The organism is Streptococcus azizii (genome assembly GCF_001984715.1).
Lineage (GTDB): Bacteria > Bacillota > Bacilli > Lactobacillales > Streptococcaceae > Streptococcus > Streptococcus azizii.
The window spans coordinates 51103-74133 of the sequence record NZ_MSPR01000008.1; the positions used below are offsets into that span (position 1 = coordinate 51103).

General features: G+C 43.6%; 22 protein-coding genes. 5 read left to right on the forward strand and 17 right to left on the reverse strand.

Translation table 11 applies throughout. The features are described from left to right. Positions 1 to 40: 40 nt before the first annotated feature. The 15 genes from BVE84_RS05090 to BVE84_RS05160 form a co-directional block, all read right to left on the reverse strand. Positions 41 to 235, reverse strand: a complete 195-nt coding sequence (locus BVE84_RS05090) for a DNA-directed RNA polymerase subunit beta (protein WP_076995985.1) — start codon at positions 233 to 235, stop codon at positions 41 to 43. Then, positions 232 to 1509 (reverse strand): UDP-N-acetylglucosamine 1-carboxyvinyltransferase, encoded by a 1278-nt coding sequence (gene murA, locus BVE84_RS05095; protein ID WP_076995986.1) that lies wholly within the window; start codon positions 1507 to 1509, stop codon positions 232 to 234. The genes BVE84_RS05090 and murA overlap by 4 nt, the downstream gene beginning before the upstream one ends. Before the next feature lie 47 nt (positions 1510 to 1556). Further along, the gene (locus BVE84_RS05100; RefSeq protein WP_076995987.1) at positions 1557 to 1787 is read right to left on the reverse strand and encodes a DUF1146 family protein; all 231 of its coding nucleotides are present in this window, start codon (positions 1785 to 1787) and stop codon (positions 1557 to 1559) included. A gap of 112 nt (positions 1788 to 1899) precedes the next feature. Continuing rightward, positions 1900 to 2316, reverse strand: coding sequence for a F0F1 ATP synthase subunit epsilon (locus BVE84_RS05105; protein ID WP_076995988.1), 417 nt, complete (start codon positions 2314 to 2316; stop codon positions 1900 to 1902). Positions 2317 to 2325: 9 nt separating this feature from the next. Continuing rightward, the gene (gene atpD, locus BVE84_RS05110; protein WP_076995989.1) at positions 2326 to 3732 is read right to left on the reverse strand and encodes a F0F1 ATP synthase subunit beta; all 1407 of its coding nucleotides are present in this window, start codon (positions 3730 to 3732) and stop codon (positions 2326 to 2328) included. Positions 3733 to 4234: 502 nt separating this feature from the next. Further along, positions 4235 to 5110 carry a F0F1 ATP synthase subunit gamma gene (locus tag BVE84_RS05115; RefSeq protein WP_076995990.1) on the reverse strand — a complete coding sequence of 292 codons (876 nt, stop codon included), beginning with the start codon at positions 5108 to 5110 and terminating at the stop codon, positions 4235 to 4237. An 11-nt stretch (positions 5111 to 5121) separates the two neighbouring features. Continuing rightward, positions 5122 to 6627 (reverse strand): F0F1 ATP synthase subunit alpha, encoded by a 1506-nt coding sequence (gene atpA / locus BVE84_RS05120; RefSeq protein ID WP_076995991.1) that lies wholly within the window; start codon positions 6625 to 6627, stop codon positions 5122 to 5124. 20 nt (positions 6628 to 6647) lie between these two features. Further along, entirely contained in the window at positions 6648 to 7181 is a 534-nt protein-coding gene (locus BVE84_RS05125) for a F0F1 ATP synthase subunit delta (protein WP_076995992.1), read from the reverse strand. Continuing rightward, complete coding sequence (atpF, locus tag BVE84_RS05130; RefSeq protein WP_076995993.1) at positions 7181 to 7684, reverse strand: F0F1 ATP synthase subunit B; 504 nt, start codon at positions 7682 to 7684, stop codon at positions 7181 to 7183. The genes BVE84_RS05125 and atpF overlap by 1 nt, the downstream gene beginning before the upstream one ends. A 106-nt stretch (positions 7685 to 7790) precedes the next feature. Then, on the reverse strand, positions 7791 to 8513 hold the full coding sequence (gene atpB, locus BVE84_RS05135) for a F0F1 ATP synthase subunit A (RefSeq protein ID WP_076995994.1): 723 nt from the start codon (positions 8511 to 8513) through the stop codon (positions 7791 to 7793). 36 nt (positions 8514 to 8549) lie between these two features. After that, on the reverse strand, positions 8550 to 8753 hold the full coding sequence (locus tag BVE84_RS05140) for a F0F1 ATP synthase subunit C (protein WP_075098920.1): 204 nt from the start codon (positions 8751 to 8753) through the stop codon (positions 8550 to 8552). Positions 8754 to 8895: 142 nt separating this feature from the next. Next, positions 8896 to 9927, reverse strand: coding sequence for a diacylglycerol kinase family lipid kinase (locus tag BVE84_RS05145; protein ID WP_076995995.1), 1032 nt, complete (start codon positions 9925 to 9927; stop codon positions 8896 to 8898). 9 nt (positions 9928 to 9936) lie between these two features. Continuing rightward, on the reverse strand, positions 9937 to 11895 hold the full coding sequence (ligA, locus tag BVE84_RS05150) for an NAD-dependent DNA ligase LigA (RefSeq protein WP_076995996.1): 1959 nt from the start codon (positions 11893 to 11895) through the stop codon (positions 9937 to 9939). 335 nt (positions 11896 to 12230) lie between these two features. Next, positions 12231 to 14648, reverse strand: a complete 2418-nt coding sequence (locus tag BVE84_RS05155) for an SA1320 family protein (protein ID WP_076995997.1) — start codon at positions 14646 to 14648, stop codon at positions 12231 to 12233. Further along, on the reverse strand, positions 14641 to 15045 hold the full coding sequence (locus BVE84_RS05160; RefSeq protein WP_076995998.1) for a DUF1310 family protein: 405 nt from the start codon (positions 15043 to 15045) through the stop codon (positions 14641 to 14643). The genes BVE84_RS05155 and BVE84_RS05160 overlap by 8 nt, the downstream gene beginning before the upstream one ends. Positions 15046 to 15438: 393 nt before the next feature. Between BVE84_RS05160 and BVE84_RS10960 the strand changes: the two genes are divergently transcribed. From BVE84_RS10960 to BVE84_RS05180, 5 genes are all read left to right on the forward strand, one after another. Further along, entirely contained in the window at positions 15439 to 15579 is a 141-nt protein-coding gene (locus BVE84_RS10960; RefSeq protein WP_167366959.1) for an SPJ_0845 family protein, read from the forward strand. A gap of 8 nt (positions 15580 to 15587) precedes the next feature. Continuing rightward, positions 15588 to 16490, forward strand: coding sequence for a permease (locus BVE84_RS05165; protein ID WP_076995999.1), 903 nt, complete (start codon positions 15588 to 15590; stop codon positions 16488 to 16490). A gap of 1 nt (position 16491) precedes the next feature. Beyond that, positions 16492 to 17307 (forward strand): TIGR03943 family putative permease subunit, encoded by an 816-nt coding sequence (locus BVE84_RS05170; RefSeq protein WP_076996000.1) that lies wholly within the window; start codon positions 16492 to 16494, stop codon positions 17305 to 17307. Positions 17308 to 17399: 92 nt separating this feature from the next. Continuing rightward, the gene (gene zwf, locus BVE84_RS05175) at positions 17400 to 18884 is read left to right on the forward strand and encodes a glucose-6-phosphate dehydrogenase (RefSeq protein ID WP_076996001.1); all 1485 of its coding nucleotides are present in this window, start codon (positions 17400 to 17402) and stop codon (positions 18882 to 18884) included. 77 nt (positions 18885 to 18961) lie between these two features. Beyond that, positions 18962 to 19639, forward strand: a complete 678-nt coding sequence (locus BVE84_RS05180) for a DNA alkylation repair protein (protein ID WP_076996002.1) — start codon at positions 18962 to 18964, stop codon at positions 19637 to 19639. Positions 19640 to 19968: 329 nt separating this feature from the next. On the opposite strand, the gene BVE84_RS05185 is transcribed toward BVE84_RS05180, so the two are convergent. After that, positions 19969 to 20967: a LacI family DNA-binding transcriptional regulator gene (locus BVE84_RS05185; RefSeq protein ID WP_076996003.1), complete on the reverse strand. Its 999-nt coding sequence runs from the start codon at positions 20965 to 20967 to the stop codon at positions 19969 to 19971. 65 nt (positions 20968 to 21032) lie between these two features. Beyond that, positions 21033 to 22940, reverse strand: a complete 1908-nt coding sequence (locus BVE84_RS05190; protein WP_076996004.1) for a heparinase II/III family protein — start codon at positions 22938 to 22940, stop codon at positions 21033 to 21035. Positions 22941 to 23031 lie beyond the last annotated feature (91 nt).

Consider the following 23031-nt stretch of genomic DNA (forward strand, 5'->3'; position numbering starts at 1 on the left):
TCAGGCTAAGTAGTAAAAGTAAACGAAAAGACTATACAAGCTATTTCCCTGTAAACTTCCCGATCAATTCTTGCCATTTCTCAGCTGACAAAATGGCCCATATATTGTCTCCATCACCAATAACACCGTAGCCAACCATTAAGCCGATTGCAAATAGAATCAGCGCTAAGAAAGCGACTAAGAGAACCAATAAGAATTGATGACCGACAAAACGTAGCTGTTCTTTCTGATTCATTCGTCCTCTCCCTCAACACGTTCAATATCTGCTCCCAGAGCCGCTAATTTTTCATGAAAGCGGTAGTAGCCCCGATCAAGATGGATGAGTTTTCTAACCGTTGTCACACCATCTGCTACAAGTCCAGTTAGAATCAAGGCTGCACTGGCTCGTAAGTCTGTTGACATCACTTCTGCTCCTTGAAGGGGAGTACCACCTGTGATAATAGCTGTATCACGCAGAATATCTGAGTGTAGATCCATCCGACGTAATTCTTCCAAATGCTGGAAACGATTCTCAAAGACCGTCTCAATCATTGTCGACTCACCCCTGGCCACTGCCATGAGAGCCGTAAATTGAGCCTGCATGTCCGTCGGAAAACCTGGATGAGGCAAGGTCTTTACAGTAACTGCCCTTAATTTCTCAACAGATGATCGAATGCGAATACCTTGAGCTTCCTCAGTCACTTCAACACCCATTTCCTGCATTTTTGAAATCAGGGGACGGTTGTGTTCCCAAATCGCATCCTTGATTAAGACATCTCCACCGGTCATCGCTGCTGCAACCATAAACGTTCCTGCTTCAATACGATCTTGCACCACCTGATGCTCCGCACCATGAAGGGTTGTAACACCTTTAATCGTAATGGTTTCTGTACCTGCTCCCTTAACCTTAGCCCCCATTTTAGTAAGAAAAATCGCCAGATCAACAATTTCAGGTTCTCGTGCAGCATTTTCAATCACAGTTGTTCCCTCAGCCAAGGTGGCCGCCATCATCAAGTTCTGTGTGGCACCCACACTAGGAAAATCCATATAAAAGTGAGCCCCTTGCAAGCGCTCCGCTCTTGCTTCAATATAGCCTGCCCGCTGGTGAATCGTAGCTCCCATGGCTTCCAGACCTTTTAGATGCAGATCAATCGGCCGACTACCAATGGTACAACCGCCCGGCATCGATACCTTCGCATAGCCATTGCGGGCTAAGATAGGCCCTAAAACGACAATGGAAGCCCGCATCTGATTGACATATTTGTAGGGGGCTTGACTACCGAGTCCACCTCTAGCATCAACGATAATCTCATTTTCCTCCTGATGGAAGGAAACTTTGGCACCTAAGCCGGCTACTACGTGATTCATGGTGAAAACATCCGATAGAATCGGCACATTGAACAGGCGCGACTGTCCTTCACTTGCTAAGATAGTGGCGGCTAAGAGAGGTAAGACAGCATTCTTAGCTCCCTCTATAATAACTTGTCCTTCTAAGCGTGTCTTGCCACCTCTGACAATAATCTTATCCATTTTTCATTTCCTCTCATTCCATTTTTTGACAGATTTTCATACATCTTCTAGCGCAGTGCTTCTGTTAGATTTCGACTAATGGATAAGACATCCAGAAAGAATGCTGACACCAAGTAGCCCAAGGCAATCGCCAAAAATACAATGAATAGCTGAATTTTCTTTTGATTTTCTGCTGTCCCTTTTAGCCATTTTGACCAATCTACTACTGATATCAGTAATGAATGGGCGATATAGATGAACAGGAGACGGCTACAAATCGTAACTAGTAAGTTTATCATGCTCCTATTATACCAAAAAATGTCTGAAATTTCGCATGTTGCTAGAGGTAAAAAGAGGACGGGACAAATCCCGACCTCTCCATCATTTCCTACATTGAGTCAGCCACTCCCCTTACTTGTTTCCGACACGAATTCGGTTAATCGCGCGTTGAAGAGCGATGGTTGCCCGTTTTTCCATATCGATATTATGGGCATGCTGAGCCTCTTCCAATGCTTTTTCTGCGCGGAGTTTCGCACGTTCCGCACGGCTGACATCAATATCTCGTGCACGTTCTGCCGAATCTGAAACAATGGTAATCAAATCTTTGGAAATTTCAATAATACCGCCATTAACTGCAATCCAATCTACATGATTTTCATCGTCAATCCGCCGTACCTTGATTTCATCAATAGCAAGAACAGCAATCAACTCCACGTGACCAGGATAGATTCCTAGCTCACCTACTGTCGTCCGAACTAGTACGAAAGCCGCATGGTGATCATAGCGAATACCGTCTGGCGTTACAATTTGTACTGTCATTTGTGCCATAAAACACCTCTAAAATCCCATTTTAGCTGCCTTGGCGATAACATCATCAATGGAACCCACATTGCGGAAGGCATCCTCTGGCAACTTATCATGCTTGCCGTCTAAGATTTCTTTGAAGCCACGTACCGTTTCTGCAACTGGCACATAGGAACCTGGCATACCGGTAAATTGCTCCGCAACATTGAAGTTTTGTGACAGGAAGAATTGGATTCGGCGAGCACGACCAACCAAGGTCTTTTCATCCTCTGATAATTCATCCATCCCTAAAATGGCAATGATGTCTTGCAATTCTTGGTAGCGTTGTAAGACACGTTTGACTTCCATGGCTACTGCATAATGTTCTTCTCCAACAACTTCAGGTGCCAGAGCGCGAGAACTGGAGGCAAGAGGATCTACCGCTGGATAGATACCCAACTGGGTTAATTTCCGCTCCAAATTAGTGGTCGAATCCAAGTGGGCAAAGGCTGTTGCTGGCGCGGGATCCGTGTAGTCATCCGCTGGAACGTAAATCGCTTGGATAGAGGTTACAGAACCTTTTTTGGTCGAAGTAATCCGCTCCTGTAACTGACCCATTTCAGTCGCCAGGGTCGGTTGATATCCTACCGCTGACGGCATCCGTCCCAAGAGAGCCGATACTTCTGAACCTGCCTGCGTGAAACGGAAGATGTTATCGATAAATAGAAGCACATCCTGCCCTTCCACATCACGGAAATATTCTGCAATCGTCAAACCAGTTAGGGCAACCCGCATCCGAGCTCCTGGTGGCTCATTCATCTGGCCAAATACCATGGCTGTTTTTTCAATAACACCAGATTCTTTCATTTCCCAGTAAAGGTCATTTCCTTCACGTGTCCGCTCTCCAACACCGGTAAATACAGAGATACCACCATGCTCTTGAGCGATATTGTGAATCAATTCTTGGATAAGAACGGTCTTACCAACCCCGGCACCACCAAAAAGTCCGACCTTCCCACCTTTCAAATAAGGGGCGAGGAGATCAATCACCTTAATCCCAGTTTCTAAAATTTCTGTCGCAGTTGACAATTCATCAAAAGTAGGAGCTTTTTTATGAATCGGCTGGCGTTCTACTGTCTCGTCAAATGGTGGCTCTAAGTCAATGGTATCACCTAGAACGTTAAAGACGCGACCCAGAGTCTCTTTCCCTACAGGAACAGAGATCGGACGTCCCGTGTCTAAAACTTCCATTCCACGAGTCAAGCCGTCTGTCGATTCCATCGCAATGGTTCTAACAACACCATCACCTAGCTCCAAAGCAACTTCAAGTACGACCTTTTGTTTTGATTCATCGTTCTTATAAACGACAAGTGCATTGTTAATCTCAGGAAGTTTATCATCGGCCGAAAATACAACATCGACGACTGGACCAACAACCTGAGTAATTTTGCCTGAACTCATTTTTTCTCCTTTACTAAGATGTGAGGACGTTAAAAGGTCTAAGTGAAAATAGGAATTCTGACGCAGAGTCTAACAGAGAGTTTGCTGAGGCAAACTCCTATTTCTCGCCTTCAAAGGTATACCATACCTTTGAAGCTAGGAAGAATTATCCCCAAAGAGGGATTCTCAGCTGTAATCAGCTAAAGCTGAAACAGCTGCCTATCTTTTTCACACAGGCCTTAGCCCGAACTCAATTACATAAGATGTGAAGCCGTTAAAAACCGAATGAAAAATAGGAAATCGAAGTAGGTTGCTTTGCAACCAATGAGATTTATCCTCAAAGGGATTCCCATCTGTAATCAGCTAAAGCTGAAACAGCTGCCTATCTTTTTTCCAAGGTTTTAGGCTGAACTCAATTCCACAAGATAGGAGGACCTTCCTATATCGATAGCAGCAGCCAAACCTTCTCTTTCCAGTGGTTAGGCAACTAGGTCCCATCTTCCTACAATTGCCGACTTCTCATCTAGTCAAGAGCGCTCGCTCCTGCAACAATCTCTGTAATTTCCTGTGTAATCGCTGCTTGACGGGCACGATTATAGCGAATGGTCAAATCATTGATAACTGATTTGGCATTATCTGTCGCTGTCTGCATCGCAATCATACCGGCTGCATTTTCAGCCGTTTTAGCATCCAAAATGGCACCATAGATAGTGGATTCTGCATACTGAGTCAAGAGTTGCCCTAAGATGGCTTCCCGATTCGGCTCCAATTCAAAGGTAGCAGTGTAACCATCTGCTTCATTGTGATCTAGGTCTTCCACAGGCAACATCTGTTGCACACGGACTTGGCGACTTAGACTGTTGATATGGTGATTGTAACAGACATATAGCTCATCAAAAATTTCATTCTTATACATCTCAACGGATTTTGAGATGATTTTCTGGACATCCTCAAAACTTGGATTATCCGCTAAAGCACGCAATTCAAAGATAGGCTGGATACCACGTGCCCGAAAGAAATCTGCTCCCATACCACCAATCGCAATGATTTCATATTCATCCTTACTGGCATGATCTTGTTCAATCATTTCCATAACAGCTTTTAAAATCATTGCATTATAGCTACCTTTTAAACCACTATCAGAAGTAATCACGATGTAGCCCGATTTTTGAATGGGACGGCGAATCAACATGGGATTGGTCGAGCCTTCCATCAACTCTCCGCGGAGTAAGTCCGTTGTGATTTTCCTCACCTTATTTGCATAAATCTGGAAAGACTTAGCTAATTGCTCTGACTTGGCTAGCTTGGCAGCGGACACCATTTGCATAGCACCCGTGATTTGACTGGTTTTCCTTGTGGAGGCAATTTTGGTTTTTATTTCATTGAGAGAAGCTGCCATCATACTCTCCTTTACTGAAAGACCGATTGATCTTTGAACTCTTGAATCGCAGCACTTAATTCATCTGTATCTGGCAGGTCCTTTGTGATACGAATCGTATCTAACAGACTGTCGTGGTGCAGGTCGAAGTAAGCATAGAGCTCTTCTTCAAAGGCCAAAATATCATCGATTGGCACGGAATCTAGGAAGCCGTTTGTCAAAGCGTAAAGAATCAACACCTGTTTTTCAACTGGTAAGGGCTTGTGAAGGGGTTGTTTGAGAACTTCTACCGTCCTACGTCCACGATTCAACTTTGCCTGTGTTGCTGCATCTAGATCCGAACCAAATTGGGTAAAGGCCTCTAATTCGCGATAAGAGGCTAGGTCAATCCGGAGTGTTCCTGCAACCTTTTTCATGGCCTTGATTTGAGCTGAGCCACCGACACGCGATACGGATGAACCAGCATCAATCGCTGGGCGAATCCCCGAATTGAATAAGTCATCTTTTAAGAAAATTTGTCCATCTGTAATCGAAATAACATTGGTTGCGATATAGGCCGAAATATCTCCTGCCTGGGTTTCGATAAATGGTAGGGCTGTAATAGACCCACCACCTAATTCATCTGACACCTTTGCAGAGCGCTCTAACAAACGACTGTGAAGATAGAAAACATCTCCTGGGTAGGCCTCACGACCTGGGGGACGGCGAAGAAGGAGAGATAATTCCCGATAGGCAACTGCTTGTTTTGATAAATCATCGTAGATAATCAAGACATGCTTACCTTCGTACATCAATTCTTCTGCCATCGCAACGCCTGCATAAGGGGCTAAAAAGAGCAAGGGTGAAGGCTGAGAAGCCGAAGCCGTTACCACGATTGTATAATCGAGGGCCCCATACTGGCGAAGCGTTTCTACCTGAGTCCGAACAGTCGATTCCTTTTGTCCAATGGCCACGTAGATACAGATCATATCCTGATCCTTTTGGTTCAAGATGGTATCAATCGCAATCGACGTTTTCCCTGTCTGACGATCTCCGATAATCAATTCCCGCTGTCCACGACCGATTGGCACGAGGGCATCAATAGCTTTCAGACCTGTTTGTAGGGGTTCATTAACAGATTTTCTCTGCATAACCCCTGGCGCTGGGTACTCGATCGGTCTGGTCTTACTGGTCCGAATGTCACCCAAACCATCCACAGGCTGGCCGAGCGGATTGACCACACGTCCAATCAAGGCTGGGCCAACTGGCACTTCCATAATCTTTCCTGTACGGCGAACAACAGAACCCTCCCTAATGTCAGTAAAGGGACCTAAGATAATAATCCCTACATCCACCGTCTCGAGATTCTGAGCCATTCCAATGGTGCCATTTTCAAAGATGAGTAGTTCTCCACTCATGGCATTGTCTAGACCATGGGCACGGGCGATTCCATCACCAATATAGGTCACAACCCCTGTCTCTGTATAGTCAAAATCAGGTTGAAACCCTTCAATCTGTTGTTTTAGTAAAGCGCTAATTTCTTGTGCATTTATCACCAAAAGAACACCACTTTCTATTTTTAAAGTCTATTTCGAATCTCTTTTAATTGTGTCCGCACACTAGCATCAAGCACCTTATGGTTGATGGTAATGATAAAGCCACCGAGTACCTCTTTGTCTATTTCTTCTACAATGTTGCGAACTTTCAATGAAAAACGATTCTCCACTAGATGACGCACCCTTTCTTTCTGTTCATCTGTCAATGGATAAACAGAGACAACGTACGCATCAAACTCTTGTTTACTCTTGCTAATCGAAACCAAGACTGCTTCTAATATATCGACAAGCAGGTCGGCATGACCGTCACGGGCCACAGCTTCAATCAGGTCGTTCACTTCTCGGTAGGTTGACTGACGAATGGCATGAATAAATTCTGCTTTTTCAGCCTGAGAAACTGTTGCGGATAAAAGAATCCGATTCAATTTACTATCGTGGATGACCGTGAGAATAGCTGAAATTTGGTCATACATGGTCCAAATATCTTCACGATCATACACCTTATCAACGAATGATTGAGCATATTTTTGCACTAAGGCAGTTTCTCTAGCATTCATTATCCTTCTCCTAGCCTATCAAGATAGCGATTGATCAAGTCGCTATGCGCCTGTTGATCCAAATCTTCCAAGATAATTTTCCCAGCCAAATCAACAGCCAAATCTGCGACTTGAATATGCAACTTCTCTTGGACTTCACGCTTCTCAGCCTCAATTTCCAAATCTGCTTTCTTTTTCAAGGCTTCAATTTCCACTTCTGCCTGTTCTAAGATGCGTTTTTTCTCCAACTTTGCTCGATTAACAGCATCTTGGACAATCTTTTGCCCTTCTACGCGACCTTTTGCTAGCTCTTGCTCCCTTTGGTCAACAAGGCTTGCAGCTTCTGCCAATTTCTCTTCAGCAGCATCGATGTCACCTGAAATTTTAGCAGCACGTTCTTCAAAAATCCCCGTAATCTTGTCCCAAGCAAACAGACGAATTGCTACAATCAATACAGCAAACGAAGCTGTTACTAGAATAAAATTACCAAGCATGGTACTGTTTATACTTAGTCCTGTATTCATGAATACCTAATCCTTTCCTATTATACTCATAAAAAACCACACCCTGACGTCCCTAAACCGGCTTGCTAAACGGTAGCTCTACCGGTCGTTTATCAGATGCTGATTCTTATAGAGTATCACCCTCCCCTTGAATTTTCTTGTTCAAATACATCGAAACCAGCATGACAAACACGTAGGCTTGCAAGCAGGAAATAAAGACTGAAAAACCAGTCCAAATGACATTTAGTAGGAAGGCGATTGGATAAGCGAATGCACTTTTTTGCGACATCTGTACCAGCAAGGTCACCAGAATTTCACCAGCAAAGATGTTTCCGTACAAACGAAGTGCGAGAGAAGCCACATTGGTCACTTCTTCCAAAATATTCATCGGAGTCATGGCCCAAGGAGTGACAAATGCTTTTAAATAATTTTTAAGTCCCTGACGACGAATGCCTTCTACGTGGCAGAAAACAACCGCCATAATGGCTAATCCGAAGTCATAAGCCATATTAGAGGTTGGAGATGTCCAAAAGTTTACCCCTTCTGATGATTCTAATTTGGTCATCAAGCCGAGGTTATTCGCCACCAAGAGGAATAAAAAGAGAACAAAGAAATAAAGAGCATATCTTTTTGACTCTGCATCGCCCAAATTTCCCTTGGTGAAATTGATTGTTAGCTCGTAGACATATTCCAGAACATTCTGTTTTCCTTTTGGTTTTAATGTCATGCTACGACTTGCCCAAAATACCAGTAAAAATATGATGGTGATGGTCACCATTGTAACAATAACCATGGTTACATCAAAGGTTACAGGACCTAGAGTAATAGTTGGAGCTGCAGTTCCTTCCACGATTACTCCCCCTTTCTAATGATTCTGAGGCATTCCTTATCCACGCAAGAAAAGTGTCATCGCAAGGGTTACGAAGAAAGTACCCTCGATGAAGGCAACACCCATGAATACCCCTGTCATTAGTTTACTTTGTAATTCAGGCTGACGTGCTGTAGAGCTAAGATAGCTAGCAACCAAGAGGCCCTCACCAACACTAACACCCAAACAGGCAATCCCCAAAGCTAATGCAGATACATCCATTTTTTAATTCTCCTTTAAAATTTTTATACCATGATAGCATACTCCTAAAAAATGCTTTTGTCAAGGAAAGACAGTCTCTGAAAGCGTTTTTTCACAAGGAGTGTCTAGAAAAAAGAAAAGACCGAGCATCTTTTCTTCCTATTTATATAGACTCTTCCAAATGATCCGCTTCTTCAATAAAGCGTTTGGTCATATCTTCCCGACTCATATCCTCCGTATCAAGAGTAATCGCCTTATCTGCTACCTTGTCGGTGTCTGCAAAAAATTCAATATGATTGGCAAGATTTTTTAACTCAACTGGGGCATCGCCTCCATACTCACCGTCAAGATTCAACATCATCCGATTGCTACTATCTAAGGATTCTACCGTTAGCTGACGTGTCTTGATATACTCAATCTTATCACTATCAATATGCTTGCCTCCATCAATCACCAGACGAATCAAATGTAGAATTTCAAAAAGATTTCCCGCCTTGACCAGGATGAGGGTAAACCTCCCATCATCGAGCTTGGCATCTGGAACGATCTGCTCAAAACCGCCGATGGAGTTGGTCAGAGCAACAAACATCATTGAAATTTTCCCTTCAAAGATTCCCTCGTCGTGGCTTACACGAACTGGTGTAAATTGAACCTGCGGTAATAACTCGGCACCTTTGACCACATAAGCTAAATAACCAAAAATCGTCTTGAGTTGACTCGGAACGCTATAGGTCAATTCTGTCAACGTTCCGGCTGCCGCAATGTTGATAAAATAGTTATCTCCAAATTGTTCATTTTTAGCGAGGCCAATATCCATAAGAATCGTCTGTTGCTTACCAATTATCTTAGCTGCTTCGCTAGGATTCCCCCTTGGAATCTTCAAGGCGCGGGCATAATCATTGGTTGTTCCGGTCGGGATAATCGCCATTTTCGGACGCTCTGGAAGAAAGGCAATCCCATTGACCACCTCGTTAATGGTCCCGTCACCACCTGCTGCAACAATTAAATCAAAGCCTGCCTTTGCTACTCTGGTAGCTTCATTTTTAGCGGAATCTGGTTCGGAACTTGTTTGAAAGGCAGAGGTTTCATAGCCAAATCCCTCTAAAATATGCAACACTTCTGCTACACTTTTCTTCATCATTTCCTGTCCAGAAACAGGATTGTAAATCAAGCGGGCACGTTTTCTTTGTTCCATCTCTTGTACCTATAGACTTTCTAACCAGGCTTCGTCTCGGATTTCAATCCCTAGTGCCTGCGCCTTGGCTAACTTACTACCTGCATCATTGCCTGCGACAACAAGGTCTGTTTTTTTCGAGACCGATCCTGCCACATTAGCTCCCAAACTCTCCAGTTTAGCCTTGGCCTCACTGCGCTTGAGGCGTTCTAACTTTCCAGTCAGGACGATGGTCATACCAGAAAGCAGGGCATCTGAGGAAGGTGTCTGACCAATGTAGGAAAGATTGACTCCTGATGCCACTAATTCCGCTACCAAGGTCCTAGCTCCATCACTTCCAAAATAAGTCGTCAAGGACTCTGCAATCACCGTTCCTAGACCATCTAGGGCTGCAATCTCCTCAGAACTAGCCTCCATCAGCAGGGGAATGGTCTGAAATCTTTCAAGGACAATCTTGCTGGCCTTGCTGCCAACATGGCGAATACCTAAGCCAAATAAGAGGCGTTCTGCCGAATTATTTTTGGACGCTTGGATAGCCTGATACAGTTTGGTCGCAGATTTTTCTTTAAAACCTTCCAAGGTCAACAAATCTTCAACGGACAGGCGGTAGATGTCTGCTACATCGTGGACGAGATTAGCTGAAAAGAGCTTTTCTACAATAGAGCTACCGAGTCCCGCAATATTCATGGCATCTCGACTCGCAAAATGCTCTAGCTTACTCTTTAATTGAGCTGGACAGAGAGGATTGATGCAGCGTAGAGCCACCTCTTCCTCATAATGGCGCAAGTCGCTACCACAGCTCGGGCATTCAGTTGGAATCATCAAGGGCTCTTGCTGGTGGCGCTTGGCTTCTACGACAGATAGGACCGCCGGAATAATATCTCCAGCCTTATACACGATGACTGTATCATGTAGGCGAATATCTTTTTCAGCAATATAGTCGACATTATGCAAGGTTGCACGGCTCACCGTGGTTCCTGCCAGCTGAACCGGTGTCAGGTTAGCGGTCGGTGTCACTACTCCTGTCCTCCCTACTGTCCAATCAACAGAAAGAATCTCCGCTTCTTTTTCCTCAGCTGGAAATTTATAAGCAATGGCCCAACGCGGTGCCTTGACCGTAAATCCAAGCTCTTCCTGAACCGCTAGATTGTTGACTTTAATCACAACACCATCAATGTCATACGGTAGAGCTTGTCTACGACTTGCCAAGGCTTCAATAAAATCCCAGACATCGTCAATCGTCTCTGCCAAATGATAGTCATGGTTGGTCGTAAATCCTAATTTAGTCAGTTTTTCCAGTACATGCGATTGGCTATCTGCCTCTGTCGGACTGGCTTCTTGGTACAAAAACGTCGCAAGACCACGTTTGGCAACAATCCGCGTATCCAACTGGCGAAGGGTTCCTGCTGCCGCATTTCGTGGATTGGCAAATTCGACCTCCCCTGCTTCTTGACGAATCTGATTCACTCTAGCAAACGAAGCCTTTGGCATGTAGCATTCCCCACGAACAGTAATATCCAATGGCTCAGCTAGGGTCAGTGGAATATCCTGCACTCGCTTGATATTTTCTGTAATATTTTCACCAATACTTCCATCGCCACGAGTTGCTCCCACAATCAACTGTCCTGCCTCATAGGTCAGAGAGATGGACAAGCCGTCGATTTTTAACTCGCAAATGTAATTCACATGGGGAAATTCCTTACGAACACGGCGGTCAAAGGCCTCTAATTCTTCAAAAGAAAAGGCGTCTTGTAAACTATATAAGGGATACTGATGCTGGTATTTGCTAAATCCATCCAAGACCTTCCCACCCACACGATGACTAGGGCTGTTTGGCAAGACCCTATCAGGATAACGCATCTCTAGTTCCACTAATTCCCGGTACAGTCTGTCATATTCCTTATCTGAGACAAGTGGATGATCCAAACGATAATAGGCATCCGCATATTGATTGAGCTGTTCTACTAGTTCCTTCATTCTATCTTTCATTCTTTCATTATACCATGATTTAAGAAAGAACTGAGACAGAAACTCCTACACTATTCAAAAATCAAAACACCGAGTTTGCCCTGGTCCCTGTAAGCTGTCCATGCTATAAAGTTAAAAATAGTAGACTCGTTGGAAATTGAATGTGGGCTAGGGGCTTTGCGTATTGAGACACGGCGCCAAGTTCCTATTTTCACTGTGTGCTTGTAACGTCCTTGTATCTTATAATTGAACTCGAGCTACGAGCTGTGCAAAAAAGATAGTTTTTCCTAGAACTTATGGTTCTGCGTCAAAACTCCTATTTTTGCTTTGCTCGTTTAACGCTCTCGTATCTTAGTTTAATTCAAAGAAAATTGATAGGTCTTAGACTCTAAGACACCGCTTGGTAGGGTCTCGCCTCCATCTTGGTCTCCGAAACAATCTCCGACCATTTGATTGAAATAGCTGGTTAATTGGTGAACCTTTCTTAGCTGTTCTGATAGGCTTGTAATAGCTTGACCTGTCATTTGACTAGAGATTGTGGTGACCACATAGTCTAGCTCCTGAATGATACGACTGCTATAGCTTTGGATTATTTTATGACTGGCAACAATCTCGTCCAGATCAAAAGCGGTATAGACCCCTTCCTCAATGACCGCCTTTAATTGGGGTTTTAGATTTTGCAGATCACTTTTAGCAGAACGGATTACCTCAAGTGCCCCTATCACATTGTCTGTTAGAGGTGGGAGCTCTTGTTGGGCAGAAAGAATGGCTTCCGAAGTGGTGGAATCATATAACTCCACTAATTGACCCCAGTAAGTCCGTGTGACCGCGATCTTATCATCTACCATCTCTTTCTTGTCTACATAGATTCTGATATCAAACGTAGCCTGCACCGCATCCACTGTATGCTGAAAGGACAACAACTGCTCCGTCCATCTCTCCAAGGAATATTGAACTTGTTGAAAGGCTTCTGAAAAGGCAACTGCTACCTCCTTGGCATACTGATTGCTACGTTCTTCTACTTGCTGGTCAAAGGCTTGTAAGACATCTTTCACATCATCAAAAATAGCTGACTCTTCCAGATAGAGCTGATAAGAAGCGGGTACATGCTGGACGGAAAAACCTTCCATACTACTGCCACTGGACAGTTGACCTTGCAGCCAATCATCCATCGCTTTAAAGTTATTAGCTAAGCTCAAGGTTAGGCGCGATACGTTTTTGACCGCCGTCTGTAATTCCTTAAGATTCTTTTGCTCTACTTCCAAGACTTCTGTTATAGATTGGCTAATACCATCTGTCTTTCCTTCTCGTAATCCTGTCCCCTCAAAGATACTTTCACTCTTCTTTTTGAGTCTCACGGCTGTGTCTTCCAAAATCATAGAGGACTTTAGGGCTGTTGGGGTTGGATTGAGGGGAGACCCATTCTGGAAACCACCCCGTTTCTCATCATGCAACTGCTGTGCCATATGTCTACTATTTTCCGCAAGGCGAGACAGCATACTATTGTAGGCAGAAAGTTCCAAGTACGCACCGCTCTCAATATAAGCAGGATCTGAAAACGTATTGGTCAAGGTGCGGGGAGACGATAGGTCTTCAAAGATTGTCTTTTTATTCAACAGCTGCCCAAGAGAGTCGTGCAGCCGGTAGAAGACCTCTGTTAGCCTTGTCCCCTTAAAACGCTGGACGATACTTTCTTCCACCTTCTGCTTTCGTGTCTCAAAATCTCCTTGGATAGTGGCATTTTTCTCTTGGCAGAGCTGACACACTCGAATCATGGCTGGAATATCCGTCAGGGCTAACATCCTTAGATTACTCGAGAGCATTCTTAGACTATCTGGATTGACCTTAATCGTCTGACCGCCTGCCTGATCGAGCTTGCCACTTGCGAGAAACATGTTCCTCGGGTTGACCTTATCAGGATTCAGATAAATATCCTCCACCCCGTCTCCGTCAATATCAACTCCTGCTCGGTAATTCTGCCGATCCACAACGAGACCGTATTTGTCAATGAGATTACCGTTGCTATCATAGTCATACCCACCCCACATATGTTGACCGATCAACCCCTCTGAACTTTTTTGCGAGTTAAATAATATGACTTGTCCAACTGCTCCCTCTTTTTGATTATATCCAAGTCCAACAATATCTAGAGGGTCTACGTAATTAAAAATCCGATTATGAAGTATCTCCTCTTTTCTTCGTTGTTCCTCATCCATTGTTCTATAAATATTAGGGCCATTATAGACATAAACACCTGAAACCCGATCCAAGTATTCCTCTTGTAAAGAGGTGACCGTATACTGAACACCCATTGAACCTAGTGAGTGAGCATAAAAAGAGAAGGTGGCATTTCCATACTTAGCTAAACTGGCATTCCCAAAATCAGCTGCTTTTCGCAACTGGCTTGTACCTCGTGTGGGAACCATATCTGGAACAAGTATACGTAAAGCCATAAGCGCATCATTCGCCAGCCAATCTGCGGTAACATCCCAAGGTTTGTCTACAAACTCGTTGAAACCACTTGAACCACGATAGAGTATGGTGACATGTTTTACCTTATCATAATCAGCCTGACTAGGATTTTCTGGTAACTTCATATCTGTCACGACATAGGCTTGGAAACCGGAAGCTGTATCCTCAATTTCTGAAACATAACCTATAGTGACCTTATCTGTCCTGCTTCCTATTTTTACAGGGACTCCAACACTCAAATCGTCATTATATTCCTGCTGAGCAATAAGCATATTTTGATAATCAGAGTACACCTCATTCATTATTTTCTCCTTTCAATAAGTCATTCAATTGATTTGAGTAGGATCCTCCTTCATTATACAACTTTCCATCACCCCTTTTTTTACCTAAAAATATTGTCACTGTATAGTCTGTATTGTCATTCACAATTAGTTTGACGATAATTCCTCCCATAGGATTATGCATAATGGATTCATAATCAATTTCATATGACCTGATGGTACCTTTATCTGTTAAGGCCCTTGAATCTAAATCCTTTAGTTCATCTTCAAAAATCTTTCGCGCCTCCTCACTTTCCACCACCTTCATCATTTCTTGTTGTAGTTGTTCCTGTTTATTCATCTGATTTAGTACTCCTATTCCAATGATTACTCCTGCACTTACAATAAAACCGAGGAGCCATTTCTGCCAGCTTTTCATCTAGACCTCTCCTTTCTTTTTACAACTATTATACACTATTTTCTGTGCAAAAACATTTCCTAGCAATAAAAAAGCACTATTTTTTATAATAGACCTACCACATCATCAACAAGCGCAACTGCCATTGCCTGCATGCCGTTAGATTGCTATCAGAAACGCAGAACACTTCATCATCTTGAGCCATTTCTTTTAGACTGATATTTTGCAATGTTTCTCTTGCTGCACATGTCTAATTTCTGCTTTTTTTCAGAAGAAAGATTATAATGGAGGTATTGAACATACTCTATGGACATCAGAGCCAACGAACTTTCACAACTAGGAATTGAGAGTGAAAGAGACGGTTAGCCTGATTGTTGGCGAGTATAAGGAATAAATACGCTCTGGAGGTGCCACATGGCTATTACATACAAACGAAAAGATGATTTAGAAAAAATGCTAGAAGAATTTGCTTCTTTCGATGCGCTTGAAAAAGTTGAGTTTCCTGATCTAGAGGTTAAAAAAGAAATTCCTGAGAAAGAACACTCACAAAAGTAGGACATGCCATGTTGGGATTACAAAACTTACCAGCTTCTGTCTTACAAGCAGGAGCCATTTTTCTTTCCATTATTATCGAAGCCCTCCCCTTTGTCCTCATTGGTTCTCTGATTTCAGGTTTTATCGAGGTCTATGTCACACCCGATCGTGTCCATCAGGCCCTGCCTAAGAATCGTTTTTTGCGCATCCTATTTGGAACATTCATCGGTTTTATTTTTCCTTCCTGCGAATGCGGCATTGTACCGATTGTCAATCGACTGCTAGAAAAAAAAGTACCAACCTACACAGCTATTCCTTTCCTAGCAACGGCTCCTGTTATCAATCCGATCGTCCTCTTTGCGACCTTTACTGCCTTTGGTAATTCTGTCAAATTCGCATTCTACCGCGCACTAGGTTCCATTCTAGTCGCCCTTGTGTTAGGAATTTTTCTGGCTTTTATCCAGACAGACTCTATTTTAAAAGACCAGACCAGTCTGCCACATGCGCATGATGTTTCCGATAAGAGAGGGTGGAGAAAGGTTGGGCTAGCCTTGGTTCACAGTATCGATGAATTTTTTGATACTGGTCGCTACCTAGTGTTTGGCTGCTTATTTGCGAGTCTCGTCCAAGTCTATGTTCCGACTAGTATTCTGACCCGTATCGGTCATAATCCTATTACAGCAATCCTGTTAATGATGCTCCTTGCCTTTTTATTGTCTCTTTGTTCAGAAGCCGATGCCTTCATCGGAGCATCCTTACTGACAAGTTTTGGCTTTGCGCCCATCATGGCCTTTCTTGTGATTGGTCCCATGATTGACATTAAAAATCTCATCATGATGAAGCACTCCTTTAAAATGACCTTCATCCTGCAATTTATCGGGATTATCGCCAGTGTCATCACCTTATATTGTCTTCTGCTAGGAGGTCTCTAATATGATTCGTTTCTTAATCTTAGTGGGTTACTTTGAAATGACCCTCTATCTCTACATTTCGGGAAAACTGGATCAGTACATCAATCTCCACTACTCCTATCTCGCCTATCTCTCCATGGTATTGACCTTTATACTGGCTCTCGTTCAACTGTATATTTGGGTCAAGCAGTTGGAAACCCACAGTCACTTATCAACTAGAGTGGCCAAATTAACCAGTATCGCCCTCCTCCTTGTTCCCTTGATTGTAGCCTGGGGCTTTCCAACGGTACAGCTTGACTCTACAACCGTTGCTGCCAAGGGCTATCATTTCCCACTAGCAGCAGAAACAGATACTGGGATTCAAGAACAAGAAGGGACAAGCGTGCAGTATCTAAAACCAGACACCTCGGCCTATTTCACCAAATCCAGCTACCAAAACGAAATGCGTAAGGTTGCCAATCGCTATCTGGAGCAAGAAACAATTTCTATCACCACAGAAAATTATATGGAAGTCATGGAAGCTATCTACGACTATCCCGATGAATTTGTCGGAAAAACCATCGAAATGGTAGGGTTTGTCTACAATGATCCAGACAATGCTCATCAGCAATTTCTCTTTCGCTTTGGTATCATTCATTGTATCGCCGACTCGGGTGTCTATGGACTTCTTTCAACAGGTCAGAGCCTACATTTTCCAGACAATACCTGGGTCTCAGCCAAGGGAATCATTACGTTAACCTATCACAGCTCCCTCCAACAAGCACTCCCAACACTTGAGCTGACAGAATGCAGTAAGATTGAGCAGCCTGAAAATCCTTATGTCTACCGTGTCTTTTAAATGGAAAAATCACCCCTCTTCTCGAAAAGCAGGTGAATTTTCTGACAATTTATGCTATACTACTAATAAATTCTACAGATTGGAAATGAGTTATGTCATCACACGTACTATTTACTATTTTTGGAGCAAGTGGAGACCTCGCCAAGCGTAAGCTCTACCCTTCACTTTTTCGATTGTATAAAGCAGGATATATCGGACAGCACTTTGCCGTGATTGGGACAGCGCGTCGACCGTGGACCAAGGAATATTTTGAACAGGTCGTCATTGAATCGCTCGGAGATTTACCAGATAATACGCGTCAAGCACATGAATTTGCGAGCCATTTTTACTACCAGAGCCACGATGTCAATGATACTGAGCATTACGTTGCCCTAAAACAGTTACAGGATGAATTGGATACAAGATACGAAACCGACCATAACAAAGTATTCTTCTTGTCCATGGCTCCTGAGTTTTTCGGAACCATTGCCAAACATCTGAAATCCGAAAAAATTGTTGACGGAAAAGGTTTTGAGCGCTTAATCATTGAAAAACCATTTGGAACTAGCCTAGAGACAGCTGAAAAACTCAACCAAGAGTTGTCAGAAACCTTTGAAGAAGAGCAAATCTATCGCATCGACCATTACCTGGGAAAAGAAATGGTGCAAAATATTTTTGCAGTACGGTTTGCCAATATCATCTTTGAACATATCTGGAATCGTGACTACATCGAGTCTGTGCAAATTAACTTCGCCGAGTCCATCGGGGTTGAAGATCGTGGCGGCTACTACGACCATTCGGGTGCCTTGAAAGATATGATTCAAAATCACGCCTTGCAGGTCCTCTCTCTGCTAGCCATGGATAAGCCTGCTAGCTTTAGCGAGGCGGATGTCCGAGCAGAAAAAATCAAAATCTTCCAGAGCTTAAAGCAACAGACCGAAGAAGAAATAAAACGCAATTTTATCAGAGGTCAATACACAGCCGGTCATATCGATGGAAAGGACTATGTAGGCTATCTGGAAGAGCCTAATATCGCAGCAGAGTCACAGACAGAAACCTTTGCAAGCGGGGTATTCTTTGTCAATACTGATGCCTTTCGTGATGTCCCCTTCTTCTTCCGCACAGGCAAGCGCCTCACAGAGAAAGGGACGCGCATTACGATCGTCTTTAAACAGGCCCAGGACATCTTCGGTCAACACGCTCAAAAGAATATCTTGACGATTTATATCCAGCCGACCGAAGGGTTCTCTCTATCCATCAATGGAAAAGAGGTCGGGTCGCACTTTGCACTCACACCTGCCAAACTGGACTTCCGCCATAATGCGACTGCCCTTGGCAATTCTCCAGAAGCCTATGAAAAACTCTTCTTTGATGTCTTACACGGAGATTCAACCAACTTTAGTCACTGGGAGGAGGTAAAGGCAAGCTGGCAGTTTATCGATCAGGTCGTTGGGATTTGGCAGGACAATCAAGTACCGCTCCACTACTATCCAGCAGGAAGCATGGGACCCCAAGCGGCATTTGATTTACTAGAAAGCTATGGTAGCAACTGGGTGTGGACTCCTGATGTCTGGTATCGTGAACGCGGTTTGCTATAAAGATCATAGCAATTAGGGAATAAGGAGGAGCTACTATTCTTCCTTGCTTCCCTCTTTTTTAGAAAATAGGAGAACTGATGTCAATGATTCCATCTATCTTGGCAGAACTTGAAAGTGCTAGCCATGCAGGTACCCTCAAACGCTATGAAAAAATTCAAGAAACACAGCCTTACTACGGCGTCCCTATGGGAGCAATTTCTCGCCTTGCCAAATCCTACGTCGATCAATCCGACCTCGTTCTCCCCTTATGGCAAACTAGGGTCCTAGAAGCTCAGTATTTAGCCATCCAAATCGCTAAGGGAAAACCAAATCAGTTGGCAGTTGATACCATCCAAATCTGTCTGGACGAGACCGTTTCACAAAACGTTCTGGATAAGTTCACCAGTCTCATTCTTAGTCAACGTTCAGATGCCAGAAAATGGGAAAGGGAACTCCTAGCATCAGATAGCCCTCTCTTTCAGCGTCTGGGCTGGTCACTGAAAGGCAAATATTTTGCAGGTAAGACAGCTACCCCATCAGAAATTGAAGAGACGCTTTCCACCATTGAAGTCCAGCTACAAACCGCACATCCAGCAGTCCAATGGACCATGAACCAATGTTTAGTCGAGATAGCTGTGACCTATCCAAATTATTTAGAGCAAGGTCTAACCCTCGGACATACATTAGCCGTCTATGCCGATATGAAAGTCCCTAAAGGTTGCACATCGGCCTATGCCCCTGACTGGATCCAAGCCCTTCTGAGAAAAAGAAAATAAGGATAGGGCAGTCTACTACTTCAATGAAAATCTAAAATCATCCTAAAACTCTTAGAAAAAGCCGATTCCTGCTATTTCTAAGAGTTTTTTATACTCCCTGGCTGCACTTCATCTGCACCGTTAAAGGGAAATATAGTAGATTGAAATAAAACGAGGACACTTGTTTGTTTGCCATACAGTTCAATAAGATTACAGTTAGACTTCTATTGCTTCCCTGTTTGTCCTCCCCTTGTTTCAACTCGCTATATAAGCTGATTTGAAGAATGTAAAAAATCCCACATGAACATCATGTAGGATTCAGCCGACATCCTCTAAGGGATTCCGGTCACTTAAATCGTCGAATTTTTCCAATGAACCGTGCAGTCTAAAACCTGCTGGCGATCTTCTTTATGCCGACCTTCAATCTGATCAATCAGCATCTTTGTTGCCTGTAAGCCTTCTTCAAAAGCTGGCTGTACAATGGTTGAAATCGTCGGTGATGAGAAGTTGGTCCATTCAGTATTATCAAATCCCAATAGACCAACCTGAGGGAAGGACAGGTGCAACTCCTTCATCGCCTTGAATACTATCGGCAAGGCCCAGCAGTTGGGGACAAAGACAAAGGTCATCTCCTGAGGGTCAATCGCGCCCTCCAAAAATTCCTTGATTTCTGTTACATCTGTATGCTCATCAGAAATGATGAGTTCTTGATAAGATTTTTGATAGTCTGATAAGGCATCAACAAAGCCTGTCACCCGCTCGATGCGGGTACTGAGGCGACTGGTATCTGCTGTAATCAAGATAAAGCGCTGGTAGCCTTTTTCAACGCAGACCTGGGTAGCATCATAAACGGCATCGTAATTATTGGTCTTGATCCAGCTGGTGCGGTGCTCATAGAGTTGGCTATCGAAAAAGATGACCTGCTTTTTCTTTTCCTCAATAATCCGTGAGTACTTCCTAAAATGCGAGGTCGGCTGGATAATAAAGCCGTCTACTCCCAGCATCAGCATACTCTCAATATACCTGTCCTCACTCTCTTGATCATAGTTACTATTGCCAATAATAACCTGATACCCACTCTTGTGGGCGGCCTCCTCGATGCCTTTGACAATCTGATTGGAAAAGCTATTGGTAATATCACCAATCAACACGCCAATCAGCTTTGTATTCTTAGAGTTTAGACTCCGTGCCACCACACTGGGCTTATAGCCAGTCTCGCGAATCACTCGCTCAATTCGCTTCTTTGTCTCCTCTGACATTTTTTCATGTTTGTTATTCAAATAAAAGGAAACAGTTGTTTTCGAAGTTTGAGCCATTTCCGCAATCTCTTTTATCGTAAACTTCGACATCCTACCTCCTCCTTCAACTATCTCCATTATACCATACTATCCACACTTTCATCGATATTTTAACTCTAATGTCTCAGTCGAATAATCTGTCCTGTTTTCCTATCAACGACCAGACATTTTCCTCGGAGAAGATAGCCTTCTACCTGGATCAGTTTTTCTCCCTTGTAAATATCTTGATGATGCAAGACCAGCAAGATATCCACTCCCTTCCCCTGACATGAAAACGCTAGACCATTTTTTAGCAAGGTTTGATCTGTTTGGTAAATGGGAACTGGCTTTACGTCAATCTCTTTCTCTACCAGTAGGGTATAGCTGATGATACGATCCTTGAAAAACTCTTTTTTTACTAATTTTTGTGTCTTGTTCAACTCATTGTATTTAGGAGATACGACAGCTTCCTGGGGGATAAATACTTGCGAGCTATATAGGCATAAATCATTGATGGCCTCTTGTCCCACTACCACCTGAGGGTCCAAGATTAACTGACTGGTCAAGCTATGCTCTCCCTGACAATCTAGCTGGTCGACAATCAGTAGTACATCTGCCCCAGCCATCACCACCTGTCGCCTGTGCCAATAAGGAAGTCCTCCTCTTGTTGTCGCCTGATACACTCCCTGCATCCAGTAGCAAGAAGCCACCTGATGATAGTCATGGCTGATAAATTGGGGATAGCTATCAAATTCCCACGAGCCACTGACTTGTTCAGCCGACTGTTCATCCAAGATACAGCTACTATGCGCCCAACTACTTTTTAGCATATAGCGCTCTTTGCATTCTCGATAACTATAGCGACCACTATCAATGACTATCGGCTTTCCCTTGTGGTAGAAACAAAAGCTATTTTGGTCTCCATGACTATGACCACTCCCCATCGGGCCTGATTTAAAGAAGAGGTAGCTGTCTCTTTCTTTGACAATACTGTGTCCAGAGTTGGAAAAGAAAGAGCTGCCCGTAGTCACTACACCTGTTTCCAAGCGCTCAAATCGCTCCAAGCCTTTCTGACCGACTAATAAAAGAAGATGCAAATCCAGACCAGCACTAGCATCTGGCAAGTAAGCTCCATCTTCAAAGAAAAGAGCTGTCAGTTGCAAAATGTCTGTCGTCTCATGACAATCACTATCGCCAATCGCTAAACTTCTCCCGTCAGGTCCTGTCATCTGCACGACATAGTTCGCCATCTTCCTCAAGACTGGGGACCAAGGCTCTCGATATTCTGGCAGTAAATAGGCCAATTCTAACAGCAGTTTGTATACCTCTACATGGTAGAGAAAGGACTGCTCATACTGGGTTCCATCTTCTAAAATCTGGGTGTCAATCTGCCTTTCAATCTCACCACAGGCAAATTCATATTCTGCTTCTATATCAATCTCATGTCCCAAATAGGCATGAGCGAGCAACATCGCTCCTGTCTGAAAAATTCCCCAGTTACTGAGTAGGTCTTTAGGGCGATAATGAATACGGAGATAGACTAATTGTTGCTGGATAGATTCCAAGATACGGCGGTATTCCAGCTCAGTTAGCCCCTTCCACTGGGTTAAAATAGGCAGGAGTTTTAGCCAAGTCAGACAACGTAGAGCCGTGTCAAGCGTCCGGCTGCTCGCTGCTTTAGGATGCCAGTCTCTCACCTGTTCCACCCAGCTCAGCATCAACTCCCTCACCTTGGCTAAGTAACGTTCATCTTGTTCCACCAAGAATGCCAATGCTAATTTCCATAGATATTCCTGACGATTGAGCATGAAGGTCCATTCCTCATCCCCATGGCAATTTGCCTGCCAATCCATAGGGGATAATTGATAGGCAACAGGGCAAGGCTCCATATCCCAATTATCCTCAAACAAAAAAATATTTTCCAGCAAACGCTCACAGGCAAGGAGTAAGTCTCGATACTCCTTAGACTTCTTGCTGAGAATATAGCCTCTCAATACTTCCAGTGAGGCCTCATCGTAGACTTGTTTTGCATATTCTATTGTCATCCCTACTCCTCTCTAATACTTAACACAGTCTCTTATACTCTTTAAAAATCAAAAGGATACGCCGTCAAGAGTCCTATTTTTGCTTTGAGTT